18 protein-coding genes are annotated in these 16,608 nt (G+C 66.0%); 9 read left to right on the top strand and 9 right to left on the bottom strand.

The window, feature by feature from the left end; genetic code table 11:
- Positions 1–176 precede the first annotated feature (176 nt).
- The 5 genes from ABZ720_RS02675 to ABZ720_RS02695 all read left to right on the top strand — a co-directional run bounded on the left by ABZ720_RS02675 (position 177) and on the right by ABZ720_RS02695 (position 3,517).
- On the top strand, positions 177–494 hold the full coding sequence (locus tag ABZ720_RS02675) for a DUF1476 domain-containing protein (RefSeq protein ID WP_366553556.1): 318 nt from the start codon (positions 177–179) through the stop codon (positions 492–494).
- Positions 491–1,366: an N-formylglutamate amidohydrolase gene (locus ABZ720_RS02680; RefSeq protein WP_366553558.1), complete on the top strand. Its 876-nt coding sequence runs from the start codon at positions 491–493 to the stop codon at positions 1,364–1,366. The genes ABZ720_RS02675 and ABZ720_RS02680 overlap by 4 nt, the downstream gene beginning before the upstream one ends.
- 24 nt (positions 1,367–1,390) lie before the next feature.
- Entirely contained in the window at positions 1,391–1,702 is a 312-nt protein-coding gene (locus ABZ720_RS02685; RefSeq protein ID WP_366553559.1) for a DUF1244 domain-containing protein, read from the top strand.
- Positions 1,703–1,860: 158 nt separating this feature from the next.
- The gene (locus ABZ720_RS02690; protein ID WP_275821914.1) at positions 1,861–2,124 is read left to right on the top strand and encodes a DUF2312 domain-containing protein; all 264 of its coding nucleotides are present in this window, start codon (positions 1,861–1,863) and stop codon (positions 2,122–2,124) included.
- Between the two features lie 46 nt (positions 2,125–2,170).
- On the top strand, positions 2,171–3,517 hold the full coding sequence (locus ABZ720_RS02695) for an aspartate aminotransferase family protein (RefSeq protein WP_366553562.1): 1,347 nt from the start codon (positions 2,171–2,173) through the stop codon (positions 3,515–3,517).
- 245 nt (positions 3,518–3,762) lie between these two features.
- Here the strand turns inward: ABZ720_RS02695 and ABZ720_RS02700 are convergent, their stop codons facing one another.
- The 3 genes from ABZ720_RS02700 to ABZ720_RS02710 all read right to left on the bottom strand — a co-directional run bounded on the left by ABZ720_RS02700 (position 3,763) and on the right by ABZ720_RS02710 (position 6,246).
- Positions 3,763–4,245 carry an RT0821/Lpp0805 family surface protein gene (locus ABZ720_RS02700; RefSeq protein ID WP_366553564.1) on the bottom strand — a complete coding sequence of 161 codons (483 nt, stop codon included), beginning with the start codon at positions 4,243–4,245 and terminating at the stop codon, positions 3,763–3,765.
- A 160-nt stretch (positions 4,246–4,405) separates the two neighbouring features.
- On the bottom strand, positions 4,406–4,648 hold the full coding sequence (locus tag ABZ720_RS02705; protein WP_366553566.1) for an Lrp/AsnC ligand binding domain-containing protein: 243 nt from the start codon (positions 4,646–4,648) through the stop codon (positions 4,406–4,408).
- A gap of 179 nt (positions 4,649–4,827) precedes the next feature.
- Positions 4,828–6,246, bottom strand: coding sequence for a DEAD/DEAH box helicase (locus ABZ720_RS02710; protein WP_366553568.1), 1,419 nt, complete (start codon positions 6,244–6,246; stop codon positions 4,828–4,830).
- A 244-nt stretch (positions 6,247–6,490) separates the two neighbouring features.
- On the opposite strand from ABZ720_RS02710, the gene ABZ720_RS02715 reads away from it, so the two are divergent.
- Together ABZ720_RS02715 and ABZ720_RS02720 are read left to right on the top strand one after the other, a co-directional pair.
- Positions 6,491–7,063, top strand: coding sequence for a hydrolase (locus ABZ720_RS02715; protein WP_366553570.1), 573 nt, complete (start codon positions 6,491–6,493; stop codon positions 7,061–7,063).
- Positions 7,064–7,215: 152 nt separating this feature from the next.
- Positions 7,216–7,917: an alpha/beta fold hydrolase gene (locus tag ABZ720_RS02720; RefSeq protein WP_366553572.1), complete on the top strand. Its 702-nt coding sequence runs from the start codon at positions 7,216–7,218 to the stop codon at positions 7,915–7,917.
- A gap of 34 nt (positions 7,918–7,951) precedes the next feature.
- Here ABZ720_RS02720 and ABZ720_RS02725 read toward each other — a convergent pair whose 3' ends face one another.
- The 5 genes from ABZ720_RS02725 to ABZ720_RS02745 form a co-directional block, all read right to left on the bottom strand.
- On the bottom strand, positions 7,952–8,575 hold the full coding sequence (locus ABZ720_RS02725; RefSeq protein WP_366553574.1) for a class I SAM-dependent DNA methyltransferase: 624 nt from the start codon (positions 8,573–8,575) through the stop codon (positions 7,952–7,954).
- Positions 8,576–8,692: 117 nt separating this feature from the next.
- A complete protein-coding gene (locus tag ABZ720_RS02730) occupies positions 8,693–10,060 on the bottom strand; it encodes a glutamate--cysteine ligase (protein WP_366553575.1) in 1,368 nt (455 codons plus the stop codon).
- A gap of 112 nt (positions 10,061–10,172) precedes the next feature.
- Positions 10,173–10,679: a GNAT family N-acetyltransferase gene (locus ABZ720_RS02735; RefSeq protein WP_366553577.1), complete on the bottom strand. Its 507-nt coding sequence runs from the start codon at positions 10,677–10,679 to the stop codon at positions 10,173–10,175.
- Positions 10,680–10,722: 43 nt separating this feature from the next.
- Positions 10,723–10,944, bottom strand: a complete 222-nt coding sequence (locus ABZ720_RS02740) for a hypothetical protein (protein ID WP_366553579.1) — start codon at positions 10,942–10,944, stop codon at positions 10,723–10,725.
- A gap of 134 nt (positions 10,945–11,078) precedes the next feature.
- Positions 11,079–11,756 (bottom strand): metallophosphoesterase family protein, encoded by a 678-nt coding sequence (locus ABZ720_RS02745; RefSeq protein ID WP_366553581.1) that lies wholly within the window; start codon positions 11,754–11,756, stop codon positions 11,079–11,081.
- 333 nt (positions 11,757–12,089) lie between these two features.
- Between ABZ720_RS02745 and ABZ720_RS02750 the strand changes: the two genes are divergently transcribed.
- Entirely contained in the window at positions 12,090–13,709 is a 1,620-nt protein-coding gene (locus tag ABZ720_RS02750) for a BCCT family transporter (RefSeq protein ID WP_366553583.1), read from the top strand.
- A 70-nt stretch (positions 13,710–13,779) separates the two neighbouring features.
- Here ABZ720_RS02750 and ABZ720_RS02755 read toward each other — a convergent pair whose 3' ends face one another.
- Positions 13,780–15,537, bottom strand: coding sequence for a uracil-xanthine permease family protein (locus tag ABZ720_RS02755; RefSeq protein WP_366553585.1), 1,758 nt, complete (start codon positions 15,535–15,537; stop codon positions 13,780–13,782).
- Between the two features lie 158 nt (positions 15,538–15,695).
- Here ABZ720_RS02755 and ABZ720_RS02760 point away from each other — a divergent pair, with 158 nt between their 5' ends.
- Positions 15,696–16,577 (top strand): pirin family protein, encoded by an 882-nt coding sequence (locus ABZ720_RS02760; protein WP_366553587.1) that lies wholly within the window; start codon positions 15,696–15,698, stop codon positions 16,575–16,577.
- Positions 16,578–16,608 lie beyond the last annotated feature (31 nt).

Below are 16,608 nucleotides of genomic sequence, written 5' to 3' on the forward strand. Positions count from 1 at the left end.
CAGCCATCATGCGCAAGCTCGTGATCCTCGCAAACGCCCTCCTCAGAGATCAGCGTCCATGGGTCAACTTTCCTTCTTGATCAACACGGATACTCTAGCACTTCGGGACGTGAGGCGGCAAGCTGCGGCGCGTCCCTACCAGCCGAACGAAGGCCAGCCGAACGAAGGATAGCCAGATGAGCTTCAGTGACCGCGAGAAGGCATTCGAGGATAAGTTCAAGCACGATCAGGAATTGCAGTTCAAGGTCGAGGTCCGGCGCAACAAGCTGGTCGGCCTTTGGGCTGCTGAACTGATGGGCATGAAGGGCCCGGAGGCCGATGAATACGCCCGCGAGGTGATCTCCGCCGACTTCAGCGAACCGGGCATCGAGGACGTGGTGCGCAAGGTTTTCGCCGATCTTCAGGAGAAGAACGTCGATTTGTCCGAGCATCGCCTGCGCAAGAAGATCGACGAACTGACCGCCACGGCGAAACACCAACTGATGTCCGAGTGAGCGCGGACGCGGTCGCCATGAGCCATCTTGCGCTGTCCGAGCCGGCGATCCCGGAACTCTATCGCTTCGAATGCGGTGCCCAGACGCTGTGCGAGGCGGGAGAGCCGGCATCTTTCCGCTTTCTGCACAGTGCGGGGCAGGCGCCGGCGGTCCTGATCTGCGATCATGCCTCGCGGCGTATTCCGGCGCGGCTCGAGCGACTCGGCCTCGACGGGGCCGAGCTCGCCCGACATATCGCTTGGGACATCGGCGTGGCGGAGGTGGCCGCGTATCTCGCACCGGCGCTGGATTGCCCCTGCGTGCTGTCGGATTTTTCGCGCCTGGTAATCGACGCCAACCGGCGCACCGGCTCGAGCGGTTCGATACCGGCGGTCAGCGACGGGACCGAGATTCCCGGCAACCGCAATCTGGGAGAGGTGCACCGGCGCGCGCGGGTCGAACAGCTCTTCAAGCCCTACCACGCCGCTGTCTCGCGTCAGATCGAGGCGAAGCTCGCAGAAGGCCGGCCGCCGCTGTTGATCTTCCTGCACTCCTTCACACCGGTGATGGACGGCTTCCGGCGCCCCTGGGAGATCGGCATTCTCTGGAACGAGGATGACCGCATCGCCCGGCCGCTGATCGAGGCGCTGCGGGCGCGGGGGCTGAAGGTGGGCGACAATGAACCCTACTCCGGTGCATCGAGCGAGGACTACGGCCTGCACGCCCACGGTGAGGGGCGAGGCCTGCCCTCTGCGCTCATCGAATTGCGCCAGGATCTGGTGGACACCCGCGAGGGCGTGCAGCGCTGGGCGCGGATTCTGCGCGACGTGCTGAAGCCCCTGCTTGCGCGGCAGCGCGATATGGCCAACATCCCCTCAGAGGGACAGACCTGAGAGACACAGCAAGGGGTTTTTATCATGACCGATAAGCTCGACAGCGCCACCCGCACCGAACTGGAAGCGGCTGCCTTTCGCCGCCTGGTCGATCACCTGCGCGAACGCACCGACGTGCAGAACATCGACCTGATGAATCTTTCCGGCTTCTGCCGCAACTGCCTCTCGCGCTGGTACCAGGAAGCGGCCAACGAAAAGGGGCTGGACCTGGACAAGGAGGAGGCGCGCGAGATCGTCTACGGCATGCCCTACGCCGAATGGCGCGCCAAGTACCAGAGCGAAGCCACGCCGGATCAGAAGGCGGCCTTCGAGAAGTCCCACGCCAATCACGGGTGACCATCGAAACTGTGCTGCGGGAGGTCGTTGTGCAGCGGCCTCCCGCTCGCTAGGTTCCTCAACCTTCATGGGCGGTGAGCCGGCGCGGCGGCCGACCCGGGCAACGGCTGGCGCCCGCCGGACCGTCCGCTTTATCCTCACAGCGAGTCTCTATTGGCATGAGTGAAGCAGTAACCACCAATGACGTCGGCGGCGTTGCCGGCGATCGCCTGCGATCCTTCGTCGAGCGCGTCGAGCGCCTCGAGGAGGAGAAGAAGACCCTGCAGGAAGACATCAAGGAAATCTACGCCGAGGCCAAGAGTTCGGGCTTCGACGTCAAGATCCTGCGGCAGATCATTCGCATTCGCAAACAGGACAAGGAAGAGCGCCAGGAGCAGGAAGAGCTGCTGGAACTCTACAAGGCCGCGCTCGGCATGGAATAGCGCGTCGCTCCGAAAGGGTGATTGGCGCAGGGGAGGGAAGAGGTTAATGCAGGACAGTGCCACCGTCGTATCGCCGCAACTGCCGAAGATCGCCTGGGGGCGCGGCCTCTATCTCCACGACACTGACGGCAAGGCCTATCTCGACGGCTCCAGCGGTCCGGCGGTCTATTGCATCGGGCACGGCAATGCGGAGGTGAATGAGGCGATCAAGGCCCAGCTCAACCGCGTCGCCCATGGTTACCGCTACAGCTTCACCAGCGACCCGCTGGAGGAACTGACCGAGATCATCACCCGCCGCTGCGCCGAGGGCGGGGGCGAAGGCCTGGACCACATGGTTTTCGTCTCAGGCGGGTCGGAGGCGGTGGAGTCCTGTCTGAAGATCGCCCTGCAGTACCAGAGCGCGCGCGGGGCCCACACCCGGCATAAGTTCATCGCCCGCCAGCGTTCCTGGCACGGCAACACGCTTGGTGCGCTCTCCTGTTCCGGCTTTGCCGCCCGGCGTGAGCCTTTTGAGGGCAGCCTGCTGGACGTACCGCTGCTCTCCCCGGCGAACAGCTATCGCCCGCCCAAGGGAGTGGCCGCCGAGGATGTGGCGCAGTGGTGTGCCGACGAGCTGGAGCGGGAAATCCTGCGCCAGGGTCCCGAGCGCATTGCGGCCTTCGTCTTCGAACCGGTGGTGGGCGCGGCCGGCGGCTGCGTTCCCGCCCCGCCGGGCTATGCCGCCAAGGTGCGCGAGATCTGCGACCGCTACGATGTGCTGATGATCGCCGATGAGGTCATGTGCGGCAGTGGCCGCTGCGGCACCTGGCGGGCCTTGCAGCACGACGGCGTGGTGCCGGACGTCATGTCCGTGGCCAAGGGGCTGGCCGCGGGCTACATGCCCTTGGGTGCTGCCATTTACCATCGCCGGATCGGCGAGGTGATCGAGGCGGCGCACGGAGCTGTCTCCACCGGCCATACCTTCACCGGCCACACGGCCGCCTGCGCCGCCGGGGTTGCCGTGCAGCGCATCGTCGAGCGCGAGAAGCTGGTGGAGAAGGTGGCCGCCGAAGGGCCGCTGCTGCATCGCCTTCTGGGCGAGGCCGTGGAAGGCGTCGAGGCAGTGGGTGACATCCGCGGCCGCGGCTTCTTCCAGGCGGTGGAACTGGTGGCCGACCGCGAGACCAAGGAGCCTTTCCCGGTTGAACTGCAGGTGCATCTGCGCGTGCGCCAGGCGGCGCTTGACCGCGGTCTGATCTGCTATCCCGTGGGCGGCAATGTGGACGGGAGCCGCGGCGACCACGTCATCCTGGCGCCGCCCTACAACGTCACTGAAGCCGAACTGGCCGAGATCACCGGCCGCCTGGGCGAGGCGATCCGCGCCGTGGTCGCCGAGGTGTCCGGCCGGGCGTGAGGCGCAGTTTTTCACGGGTGACGATCGCTCGCTCTTTCCCCGGTCATCGGGGCCGACCCACGCTCTCCCGTCACTGCGGGCTTCCCCCTCACTGCGAACGACCGCCCTTTACCTTCGTCATTGCGAGCGACCAGCGGGAGCGCGGCAATCCAGGGCCACAAGCAAAAAGGCCCTGGATTGCCGCGTCGGCCTTGCGGCCTCCTCGCAATGACGAGGTCTGAGCCGCGATGACGAGGCCAAAAGCCTCAGATGGTCTTCCAGGAGCCGTCCGGCTGCTGGCAGGCGGTGCCGAAGGCCCGTTCGGTGCGGCCGCCGACGACGATGGTCTGTTGGAACTCGCGGCAGTAGGCGCCGCTCTGGTGGTAGCCGTCACGCACTGGGACCACCGAGCCATAGTTGCCGCTGCGCGGGTTGTTCCAGCTGACCGTCTGTCCCACCGGTGCCTGCGCCGCCTGGTTCCAGGCGTTGTAGGACTGCTGACGGTCCTGGTCGTCCATGTAGCGGCCGATCTCGGAGCCCACCACCAGGCCCAGCACCGCGCCCAGGCCGGTGGCCGCAGCGCGGGTGGAGGAGCTGCTGTTCTTGGCAAGCGCGGCACCGGCCAAGCCGCCGGCACCGGCGCCGAGCAGGCCGCCGCCGATTTGCCGGGTGTTGTCGTATTGCTGGTTGGCACAGCCGGCCAGCGCCAGGGACGCGGCCAGGGCCAGGCCAAGGGTGAGGATTCTCATTCTGCTTTGCTCCCGATCAGGACCTGAGAGGATGTACTCTTCCTCTTACGCAGCCGTGATCCCGGAATATCCCCGAAGCGGGTGATTTTATCCGGGCGCTGCCTTCGGCCCCCAGCGTATCGCCCCGCCTTATTAAGGGGGTCGACCTAGGAGCCCCGGCCTACGAGAAGGCCTTAAAGGTGATGAGCGTGAAGGTGTCCTTTACCCCGTCCAGGCGCTGGATCGATTCGGTCACGAAGTGGCCGATGTCCTCGCCTTCCGGCAGGTAGCATTTGATGAGCAGGTCGTACTGTCCCGAGGTGGAATAGACCTCTGAGACCTGCTCCACAGTCTGCACCAGGTCGTCGGCCACCTTGTAGGCCTCGCCCAGTTGGCATTTGATTTGTACGAAGATCGTCTGCATGGCGCGATCATAACCGCAAGCCGCGGCCACGTCATCGCTTTCCCGCCGGGTGCCTGTAGAAAGGCGGGCCCGGTTGCATCGAACTTGTCACAGCCACAGGGCGCATGGGCGTGCCTTCCCGGTTCGGAAAACGGCGTCCAGGCGCCCGTGGTCAGAAGTTCGGGTTCAGCAGTTCAGGTTCAGGCGCTGGCGGTCAGGGGCACCGGCCGCAGGATGAAGGCGGGAATGTGGTCGCCAAAGGGGCCGTTGGCCTCCGGCGCCGCGTCTGCCTGCTCGCGCTCGCGCTGGGGCGGGCGTTTGCTGCTCTTGCGGGCGTGAGCGCTGGGGCGCTGTTCTTCGCTCTTGGGCTCGGGCGCCTTGGCAGGTTGCTGCTTGGGCGGGCTCGCCTCGGACTTGCTGCTCTTGCCGGACTTGGCGCGTGTGCGCCGGCGCTTGTCCGTGCTGTAGGCGTCGCTGTCCGGCGTCTCGACTGCGTCTAGGGTCAGCTCCTCGATAACACCGCCGATGAGCTCTTGCACCCCGGCCAGCGCCTTGCCGTCGTCCGGCGTGAAGAGGGTGAACGCCTTGCCACTGCGCCCGGCGCGCCCGGTGCGGCCGATGCGGTGGACGTAATCTTCAGCATGGATGGGAACATCGTAGTTGTAGACGTGGCTGACCGCCGGGATGTCGAGGCCGCGGGCGGCCACGTCGGAGCAGACCAAAAGCCTGATCTCGCCGGCCTTGAAGCGGGCCAGAGTCTCTGTGCGCGAGGCCTGGGCCATGTCGCCGTGCAGCGCTTCGGCATCGAGGCCGTGGCGCTTGAGCGAGCGCTGGACGATGGTGACGTCGCGCTTGCGGTTGCAGAAGATCAGGGCGCTCTTGGTGTCGGCGTTCTCCTGCTGCAGCAGGGAGCGCAGCGCGGCGCGCTTGGTCTTGGCCTCGGCCTCGCAGCGCAGCAGGCGCTGGGTCACTGTCTTAGCCGGACTGGCCGGCGGTGCGACGCTGATTTCCTTCGGATTGAGCAGGAACTTGTCGGCCAGCTTGCGGATTTCCGGCGCCATGGTGGCAGAGAAGAACAGGGTCTGCCGGATGGTGGGCAGCATGGCAACAATGCGCTCGATGTCCGGGATGAAGCCCATGTCCAGCATTCGGTCGGCTTCGTCGATCACCAGCAGCTTGGTGTCGGCCAGCAGGATCTGCCCGCGCTCGAACAGGTCGAGCAGTCGGCCCGGCGTGGCGATTAGGACGTCGACGCCTCGCTGCAGGATCAGCTGCTGGTCGCGCATGGACTCGCCACCGATCAGCAGGGCCATGCTCAGGCCGCTGTGCTTGCCGTACTTGTTGAAACTTTCCGCCACCTGCGTGGCCAGCTCGCGCGTCGGCTCAAGAATGAGTGAGCGCGGCATGCGCGCACGACCACGGCCGCTGCTGAGGATGTCGATCATCGGCAGCGTGAAGCCGGCGGTCTTGCCGGTGCCAGTTTGGGCCACCCCCAGAACGTCACGTCCCATCAGGACGTAAGGGATGGCTTTTTCTTGGATGGGGGTCGGGGTGGTGTAGCCCGATTCGCTTATTGCACGCAGTACGTCGGTGCTCAGCCCGAGTGTGTCGAAACTCATGCGCTCCAGCGCTTTCCAGGGAAGATGCGAGCCTTAAGGCGGCGACTTGGTTCAAGTGCGCTGCCGGCTTGATCGGGAAACTGGTCTTTTCACCGGCTTTTGTCAAGAGTTGCGGCCGTTATCCATGGCTGCCATGTCGGCCATTGGAGTACTTTGTTCCTTCGGCGTTGCTTTTTTATCGGCGCCTGGGGAGGGTGGTCTTCAATCGGCAAAGTATCGCAGCGCAGTTGATCGGAGACTCTTCATGACCCTGGACTCCAAGGCGCGCTCGGCCGCGCTGATGCGCGCCGCGCAGTCGGCGCTTCTGCTGGTGGATATTCAGGAGCGGTTGTTGCCGGCGATCGCGGCGCAGGACAGGGTCCTGGCCAATGCCAGCCGCCTCCTGGTCGGCGCGCGGCGCCTGGAAGTTCCTGTGGTCGCCACCGAGCACTGCCCGCAGGCGATCGGGACCAGCGTGGCTGCCTTGCGTCAGAACCTGACCCCAGGGGAAATCTACCGAAAGACGCACTTCTCTGCAGCGGAGGAGCCGGACTTCGTGGCACGGGTGTCGGCCATCGGGCGCCGGCAGTGGATTCTCGCCGGCACCGAGGCCCATGTCTGCCTGCTCCAGACGGCGCTGGGCCTGCGCGCCCTGGACTACGAGGTTTTCGTGGTCGGCGATGCCATGGGCTCGCGGGTCGAGGCAAACCACCAGGCGGCGCTTGTGCGCCTGCAGGCCGCCGGCTGCATTCCTGTGACCACGGAGATGGTGCTGTTCGAATGGCTGCATCACGCCGGCAACGCCGCGTTCAAGGAGGTGCTGGGGCTGATCAAGTAGGCTGGGGGTTGTGACCATGGCCGGCCGACGACCAGATCGGAGCCAGCTTGGGGCGAGCGTGCCGAACGACGGCTGCCCTGCGTTCACAGCGTGACCTGGGCGTTTCTGGGTCGTAGGCTTCGCACCCCAATTGCCCCTGTGGAGACGTCATCGTGTCGGAGAAGACCCCACTCGCCCTGCTGCCCGGCCTGCTGTTGGACGGCACCTTCTGGCATCATCAGGTCGCCGCGCTTGCCGATATCGCCGAGCCCTGGGTGGCCGACTTCACCTCTCAGGAGTCCGTCGCGGCCATGGCGCAAAGCGTGCTGGCGGCCATGCCGGAGCGCTTTGCGCTCTGCGGACTGTCCATGGGGGGCTATGTGGCACAGGAGATCATGCGCCAAGCGCCGGAGCGTGTGGAGCGCCTGGCGCTGCTGGACACCAAGGCGCGCCCCGACGATGCCGACACCACGGCGCGACGCCGCGGCCTGATCGAACTGGCGCAAAAAGGGGCTTTCAAAGGCGTGACGCCGCGGTTGCTGCCGCTGCTGATCCACCCCGATCGCCTCGAGGATGAGGAACTGACCCGCCACATCATGGAGATGGCGGAGGCGGTGGGGCGTGATGCCTTCCTGCGTCAGCAGCAGGCGATTCTCGACCGGGCCGACTACCGGCCGCTGCTCGCCTCGATTCGCTGCCCCACCCTGGTTCTCTGCGGTCGCGAGGACCAGCTCACGCCAGCGGACCTTCATACTGAGCTCGCTGCCAGCATTGCCGATGCGCGGCTGGTCGTGCTGGAAAACTGCGGCCACCTGCCGCCACTGGAGCGGCCCGAGGCCACGAACCGGGAACTGCGCCGCTGGCTCTTGGCGTAAGCCTGCGGCGCGATCCCGATTAGAGCGATCTGCTTCAGCGCGATTCCAGGACGCAGATCTGGCAGCGGTAGCCTTCCTTGCCGTGGTAGGGCGCGTCCTTCACGGCACGGATGCGCACGAGGCCGCGCTTTTCCATCGAGTCCAGGTACGCGGGATAGCCTTCAGCGTCCCAGACCTTTTCGTGCACGGTCACCACGATGGGTGCGCCCTTGCGGGTGACGCGGGCCAGTTCGTCCAGCGCCTGCGGCTTGACGTGGCCGCTGGTGAAGACGCCGACCGAAACCGCGGCATCGTAGCGCGCGTCCTCGATCTTAAGTGGCTGGGTCATGTCCGCCGGTTCGAGGCGCTCATAGGCCTGCTTGCGGCGGGCGATCTCCAGCATCTCCTCGGAGAGGTCGATGCCGTCGATGGACTTGAAGCCGAGCTCCTTGAGTTCCTTGCCCACCAGACCGGTGCCGCAGCCGGCGTCGAGAACCTTGGCGTCGTCCTCCACCAGGGCGGAGAGCTCCTTGGCGACGATCCCGGGTGCCACATAGCCCATGCCGTCCAGTGTGTCGCGGTCATAGGCCTCGGCCCACTCGCCATAGGCCCGGCGAATTTCCTCACTGTCACCACCAAGAGCATAGATGCGGCGCAGCAAGGGGTTCTCTTCTGCCATCGGTTAGCTTGTCCTCTGCATTGTTCCAAAAGCGGCTACAAGCATAGGCAAAGCGACCTGCTGTGGCAAACAGGCCACAGGAATGGCAGCGGTGCGCCCCGCAGAATCAGTGCAGTATCAGTATTGATAAGCCTCGAAGAGCTTGGCCATGTCGCCGCCCAGCGGGCCGGCGAAATCCTCCAGCAGCGCGTCGGCGGGGCTTCGGCCGGAGGCGACGATCTCGCGCAGCACGTCGAGGAAGAAGCGCTCATCCATGCCTTCGCCGTTCAGTTGCCCGCGGCGTTTCAGGCCCAGGGCCGCGATGTCGAGCACCTCTCCGGCCAGCGCGGTCAGCGGCCGGCCGCGGAAGCGCGTGTCCAGGGCAAGGCGCGGAACCTCGGCGCGCAGATGCTCGTGATCGGCGGCGGTCCAGTCGGCGACCAGCGCCTCGGCTGCAGCCAGGGCCTCGTCGTCGTAGAGCAGCCCGACCCAGAGCGCGGGCAGGGCGCAGAGCCGCCGCCAGGGCCCGCCGTCGGCGCCGCGCATTTCCAGGTACTTCTTGAGCCGGACTTCGGGAAAGACCGTGGTGACATGGTCCGACCAATCGCTCATCAGCGGCAGTTCACCCGGCAGGATCTCCAGCTTGCCGGCCATGAAGTCGCGGAAGGACAGGCCGGCCGCATCGAGATAGGTCCCGTCGCGGTAGACGAAGTACATGGGCACGTCGAGCAGGTAGTCCACCCAGCGCTCGAAGCCGAAGCCCTCCTCGAAGACGAAGGGCAGGATGCCGCAGCGATCGGGGTCGGTGTCGGTCCAGACCTGGCTGCGGAAGGACTTGAAGCCGTTGACCTTGCCCTCGGTGAAGGGGGAGTTGGCGAAGAGCGCGGTGGCGATGGGCTGCAGTGCCAGGCTGACCCGGAACTTGCGCACCATGTCCGCCTCGTCAAGGAAGTCGAGGTTGGTCTGCACGGTGCAGGTCCGCAGCATCATGTCCAGACCCAGGCTGCCCCGGGTCGGCATGTAACGCCGCATGATGGCGTAGCGCCCCTTGGGCATCCAGGGCATCTCTGCACGGGTCCAGGTGGGCGCGAAGCCCAGGCCCAGCATGCCGACGCCGATCGGGTCGCAGACCTCCTTGACCTCGGCCAGGTGACGGTTCACCTCGGAACAGGTCTCGTGCAGTGTGCGCAGTGGCGCGCCCGAGAGCTCGAACTGCCCGCCCGGCTCCAGGGTGATGCTGCAGCCCGCCTTGGTCAGGGCGATGGGCCGCCCCTCCTCCTCGACCGGAGACCAGCCGAAACGCCCTGCAAGGCCTTCCAGCACGGCCCGGATCGAGCGTTCCCCCTCATAGGGGGCGGGCTTGAGATCGTCGCGGGTGAAGACGAACTTCTCGTGCTCGGTGCCGATGCGCCAGTCCTCTCGCGGTTTGTTGCCAGCGGCAAACCACTCGATCAACTGAGCCTTGTCGGTAATTGGTGCGCCCTCGGCTTGCGGCGGTGCGGACACGGGCGACTCCCCTGACAGTCGAACTGAACCAGTGGGCAGAAAAGGCGCTCACCCCGAGAGGGTCAAGCGCGAAGGCGGCAAGGCTGGGTGGCGGGACAAGCAGGGCCGGGACTCACCCCTGGGCCAGGCGCGCCAGGGCGTCGTCCTCGATGCGGCAGACCTCTTCGCCCGGGAGTGTGAAGCCGAGGCTGGCGTAGAAGCGCCGCGTGGCCTCATTGTCCCGGCGCACGTTGAGTTCCATGCGCGCCAGTCCGCGCCGGCCGGCTTCGCGCGCCAGGGCCCGCAGCAGGGCCTTGCCGACGCCGCGGCCGCGCGCAGCTTCTTCCACCCAGAGATTTTCCACCAGCATCACCCGCCCGCCCTTGAAGGGCGAGAAGACCGGGTACCAGGCGAGATAGCCCAGGGGCGCCGGTGCGGGGGCTGCTGGGCTGTCCTCCGCCAGAAGGGCGTGGAAGGCCGGTTCCGGGCCGAAGGCCCAGTCGCAGACGGCATCCGGGGTAATATGCTCGACGTTGGCCTTGCCTTCGTAGCGGGCCAGGGAGCGGATCATGGCGGCGAGCGTTGGGGCATCCGCCCGGCCGGCAGCACGGATGTGGAGGGGAAACTCTGTGGCTGGCATGGCGGCACTTTAACTCGCCGCCTGCTCCCGTCAATTGTCGAACTCATGCCTTTGCAAGCTCGGCGGCGAAGGGGGGAGGGGAGACGCCGTGGGACGAGGAGGGGCGCTTGCGCTGCAGGTAGTAGTCGGCGGCGACGTCGACGCCCAATTCGGTATGGCCGCAGCCGGGGCATTCCAGTGCGAGGCCCAGGCGCTGGGTGGCGAAGGCGGTGCCGCAATGGCAGAGGATGGCGTAGCCGCCGCTGATCTTCCCGTCGACGTGCATGTCGAACTCCCTTTTCGGTTCGCTGCCGTGAAGATGCGTCCGGCCCTGGGGCGATCCCAGGTGCAAATCTGAGGCATGATGGTGAGACGACTTTGACTGGGCCATTGCCAAGCCTGTTCGCCATACACTCCAGCCTATCCAGCAGGCGTGATCTCGACTAGGCGGGGTTGGGCGCGTCCCAGGCCGATGACGCGAATGCCGGACGGCAGCGCGGCTTCATAGTCCTCATGGTGGTGGCCGTGTACGATGAGCTTCGCGCCCATCGTTTCTGCAAGAAGGTCCAGTTCCTCGAAGCCGTGGCGGTGGCACGAGGGGGCCTCGTGCGTGACCAGGACCTGGGCGCTCTCGTTGGCCAGTTCATCGTAGAGGCTGGGAAAGATCACCGTTTCCGCTAAGCGCTCGCGTCCGTCGAGGAGGCCGCGCTCCCGCAGGTTTGCAAGGTAGTCCTGGGCTGCGTGAAAGCTACTGGCCTCAGCGCTGCGAGGGTGCCAGACGCCCTCCCGGAAGGTGCCGCCGAGCCCGCCCAGTCGGATGCCTCCGACCTCAGCAACCCGGCCGTGCAGGTTGCCTGGGACTCCGCCCTGAAACAGATGCTCGAACCAGTTGGGTCGATCGCTGTCGTGGTTGCCGGGGATCCAGTGCACAGGAATCTGCGCTTTGAGCAGCGGCGAGACTGCCTCGAACAGTGGCTGCGCGAGATCGCAATCACCCAGGATCACCACAGCGTCGGGCTGCTGCTCTTCACAAGCGGCGAGCAGCGGTCGCCACTGCCCGTGCGGGTCACCGTAGAAGAGAATGCGCGCCTTCGTCATGTCCGCAGCCCTGCGTTGTGGCGAGTCGCAAGGCACGAGAGATCCTGTCGGTCCTGCTGGAAGCGCACGAGCCGTGTCGTCCGACTGCGCGAAATCAAGATTCTAGTCGAGCGATCAGAGGCCTGAGAGAAATCAATCTTGGTCATATCAGCTTATAACCCCTAGAATGCCTGAGGGGCGATAGAAATGGTCGCCTCTGCCAAAGCTATAGATGTGGAGGATACGAAATCTCAGACACGCAGCATTGGCCTGTCGGGACTCTGATCCCTGTGGTAACGCGGCAGGGGTCACGGCAGTGGCTGCGGGCATGATAAACAGAGTGGGGAACACGTGATGTCCGACGACGACCAAGGCAACCCGACCCCAGAGGGGGCAGCCGACCTGATCGAGACGGACTACGAGGTCGGTCAGGACAACATCCAAGCAAAGATCGGGCCCTTCGGGCTCGACATCCACAACCCGGTGTTCATGATCTCCGGGCTCGCCATCGTCACCTTTGTTTTCCTGACCCTGGCCCTGCCCGGGCCGGCGGGGAACATCTTGAGCTGGCTGCTCTCGACGGTGACCTCGACCTTCGACTGGTTCTTCCTGATTGCCGGCAACATCTTCGTGCTGGTCTGCCTGGGCATCCTGGTTTCGCCGCTCGGCAAAGTGCGTCTGGGCGGGCGCGAGGCCCGACCCGACTATTCCTATCCCGGCTGGTTTGCCATGCTGTTTGCCGCCGGCATGGGCATCGGACTGATGTTCTATGGCGTGTCCGAACCGCTTACGCACTTCGGCACCGCCGTGGCCGAGGATGCGGGAACCGCCGGCAGCTGGTCGCCGCTCGCAGGCGCACCCGGCGATGCGGAGGAAGCGCGCCGCCTGGGCATGGCGGCGACGATCTATCACTGGGCCCTGCATCCTTGGGCAATCTACGCCATCGTGGCCCTGTCCCTGGCGCTGTTTGCCTTCAACAAGGGCCTGCCGCTGTCCGTGCGCTCGATCTTCTATCCGATCTTCGGCGAGAAGGTCTGGGGCTGGACCGGGCACATCATCGACACCCTGGCGGTCTTTGCCACGCTCTTTGGTCTGGCGACCTCCTTGGGCTTCGGGGCGGAGCAGGCCAATGCCGGGCTCGAGTTCCTCTTCGGGGTGCCGGAAGGAGACACCTCCAAGGTCCTCCTGGTGGTCGGGATCACGGCCATTGCCCTGGTTTCGGTGCTGGCCGGCCTGGACAAGGGCGTGAAGCGCCTGTCGGAGATCAACCTGTCGCTGGCCATCCTCTTGATGCTCTTCGTCATCCTGGTGGGGCCGACGGTGGCGATCGTCACCGGATTTTTTGCCAATTTGGCGGCCTATGTGGAGTATCTGCCGGCCCTCTCGAACCCCTTCGGGCGTGAGGACAGCAACTTTGCCCAGGGCTGGACTGCCTTCTACTGGGCGTGGTGGATCTCCTGGTCGCCCTTCGTGGGCATGTTCATCGCCCGGGTCAGCCGGGGGCGCACGGTGCGCGAGTTCATCACCTGCGTGCTGCTGATCCCCTCCCTGGCCTCGGTGCTCTGGATGACCGCCTTCGGTGGCACGGCCATCAGCCAGCTGGTCTATGACGGCTATCAGGCTGCGGCCGAGGCGGCGCTGCCGCTGCAGCTCTTCCTGATGCTGCAGGAACTGCCGCTGGCGGAGATCACCTCCTTCGTTGGCATCGTGCTGGTGATCGTGTTCTTCGTGACCTCGTCCGACTCCGGCTCGTTGGTCATCGACACCATCACCGCCGGTGGCAAGATGGATGCTCCGGTGTCGCAGCGGGTCTTCTGGTGCATCTTCGAGGGCCTCGTGGCCATCGCCCTGCTGTTGGGCGGTGGGCTTGCGGCGCTGCAGGCAGCCTCCGTCTCGACGGGCCTGCCCTTCGCCGCGGTGCTGCTGCTGGGTTGCTGGGCCCTGATCAAGGGCCTGCGCTCGGAACCGCGCTGATCGCAATCGGCCCGGCGGAGTTCCAAAAGCTTCGCCGGGCCGCTTCGCGTTCCGATTTCCTGTCTCGCCCTCACGCCAGTGGCGTGCTGTCGACCGAGAAGCTCAGGTATTCCCCTTCGTTGTACTGCTGGTGGTCGAGGTTCTGCACCAGACCGCGCAGGATGCGCAGCCCGGCATCCTCGCCATCCGACCTGTCCGGCTGGGCTTCAAGACCGGAGAGCTGGTCCAGGATGTTCTCTTGCGTCTGCGCACCCATGAAGAACTCCACGGTTAGAAGGTCTCCGTCCCGCTGCACCGCGGCAGACAGGCGCAGTTCGCGTCGCCGGTTGCCGGTCGAGCGGCGTTCCAACAGATAGAGCAGCGCCTCCTCGGCGGCCAGTTGCAGCCGCATCACCGCCGGCTTGTCCCAGCCGATGGCCACGGCCTCTTCCTGCAGCCAGTCGTGCAATTCGCCCAGCGCAGCGTGGGAGCTGGCGAGACTGCGCCGGTGTCGCCGCGGGCTGCCGATGTTCAGGGCAAGCATCAGGAGGATCGCGACGATGGATCCGGCGGTGATGCCGTTGTCGAGCAGGATCCGTGACCAGGGCGGCAGCAGGTCGGAGAAGAGCCACTGGTGCTGGAACCCCATGCCCAGCCAGAAGGCAAGGCAGACCACGAAGGCGTTGCGATAGGACAGCCCGCCCTCGGTGACCATGCGCAGGCCGTTCCCGAAGAGCAGCGACAGGATCACGAAGGCGAAGGCCCCCAGAACCGGGCTGGGCACCGACTGCAGCAGGGCGGAGAGTTTCGGCGAGAAGGCCAGAAGCACCAGCATCAGCCCGCCGAGCAGTGCCACGCGGCGCGCGGCCACGCCGGTCATTTCCACCACTGCAATGCTGTCGGAATAGGTGGTGTTGGGCAGGGTTCCGGCGACACCGGAGAGCAGGTTGCCCACGCCGTCGGCATAGACCGCGCCCTGTACCACCTTGAAGTCCAGCGGCCGCTGCTCGCGATGGGAGAGGCGCTGAATGGCGATGGCGTCGCCGTAGGTCTCGACCGCTCCCACGAGCGTGACGATGATGAAGGCGGGCAGCAGGCCCCAGAAGGCCGGACCGAAGGAAAGATCCAGTCCGGGCCAAGCCACCGACGGCAGGCCCAGCCAGGGCGCCGTTGCGACAGCGGAGACATCCAGCAGACCGATGGACCAGGCCACCAGGCAGCCGGTCAGGACGCCGCCCAGCGGCCCCCAGAGCTTGAGGCCGCCACGGGCGAAGAGCAGCAGGCTGAGCGTGATCAGAAAGGTGATCGTCGCCACCAGGGGCGCGCCCGAGGGCCCCAGCGTCGTCTCCGGGCGCTGGGCCAGGAGATCGAAGATCACCGGGAAGACCGTCACCGCGATCAGCATCATCACGGTCCCGCCCACCGTCGGCGTCAAAATGCGCCGGAGCTGGCCCAGCTTGGACGCGAAGACGAACTGCACCAGGGCCGCGGCGATGATGAGGGTGCCCATGAGCGGCATGCCGCCGGCGGTCAGCGCGGCGATGCCGATGGCGATGAAAGCACCCGAGGTGCCCATGAAGAGCGCATAGCCGGCCCCGACCGGCCCGATCCGGCGCGCCTGCAGCATGGTGGTGAGGCCGGAGATCAGTAGGGCGGCGAAGACCACCCAGGAACCGTACTGTCCCTCCAGGCCGACGGCGCGCAACACGATCAGGGGCGTGAGCACGATGCCGACCAGGATCAAGGTGACCACCTGAAAGCCGAGCAGGCTTGCGAGGAGAAGGGGTGGCTTCTCGTCGGCCGCGTACTGCAGCCGTGCGGATTTATCCGATCGGTCGGCCTGACTCATGATGGTATCCCCCTCGCGCAGCACTCTACCCGGCGTTGGGCGCTTCTGTGAACGGCCTGCTTTGTTCGAAACGAGGAAACAGTGCGGCCGCCGGGCGTCACTTCTCTTGTGTGCCGCGCGCGCCTACCTTCCAGGGGACAGCAAAAGGAGTGATCCCCATGACCACAGCACACGACCGCCCCACTGCCCCGGTCACCCAGGCGCGACCGGTGGAGCGGCGCCTGCGCGGCATGCCGGCCAGCGACGGCGCCGGCGTGAAGCTGACTCGCATCATCGGCACGCCGGATCTGGACGCGCTGGATCCCTTCCTGATGCTGGACGAGTTCGGCTCCGACGATCCCAAGGCCTACATCGCCGGCTTTCCGGATCATCCGCATCGCGGCTTCGAAACGGTGACCGTGATGCTGGACGGCCGCATGCGCCATCGCGACAACAAGGGCAACGAGGGGCTGCTCGGCCCCGGCGGCGTGCAGTGGATGACCGCCGGCAGCGGACTGGTCCACTCCGAGATGCCGGAGCAGGAGGAAGGCCTGATGCGCGGCTTTCAGCTCTGGCTGAACCTGCCGTCGCACCTGAAGATGACCACGCCCGGCTACCGAGACCTCCAGGCCGATGCGATTCCCACTGCGCCGTTGTCCGGCGGCGCCACGGTCCGCGTGATCGCCGGACGCGTGGGCGAGGTGGTGGGAGCGATCGCCCTCGATCCCGAAGCGCGACCGACCGAGCCCTATCTTCTCGATCTCACGCTGCCTGCCGGCAGCACGGCTGAGGTGCCACTGCCTGCCGGGCACGCCGCTTTCGCCTATGTCTATGAAGGCGGGGTGACACTGGAGGGCGAGCCTCTGTCCCGCGGCGATCTGGCGATCCTGGGCGAGGGCGACGGTTTTCGTGCCCAGGCCGGCGCAGAAGGTGAGGCCAGGGTTCTGCTCGCAGCGGCGCGTCCCCTGAACGAGCCGGTGGCCCGCTATGGTCCCTTCGTGATGAACACCCGCGACGAACTGGTGCAGGCGGTGGAGGATTTCCGCAGCGGGCGATTCTGACGCTACCCGTCCATCCGCTTTGTTGGCCGCC

It is taken from the genome of Aquibaculum sediminis, assembly GCF_040712085.1.
In the GTDB taxonomy this organism is placed as follows: Bacteria; Pseudomonadota; Alphaproteobacteria; order Kiloniellales; family DSM-21159; genus Aquibaculum; species Aquibaculum sediminis.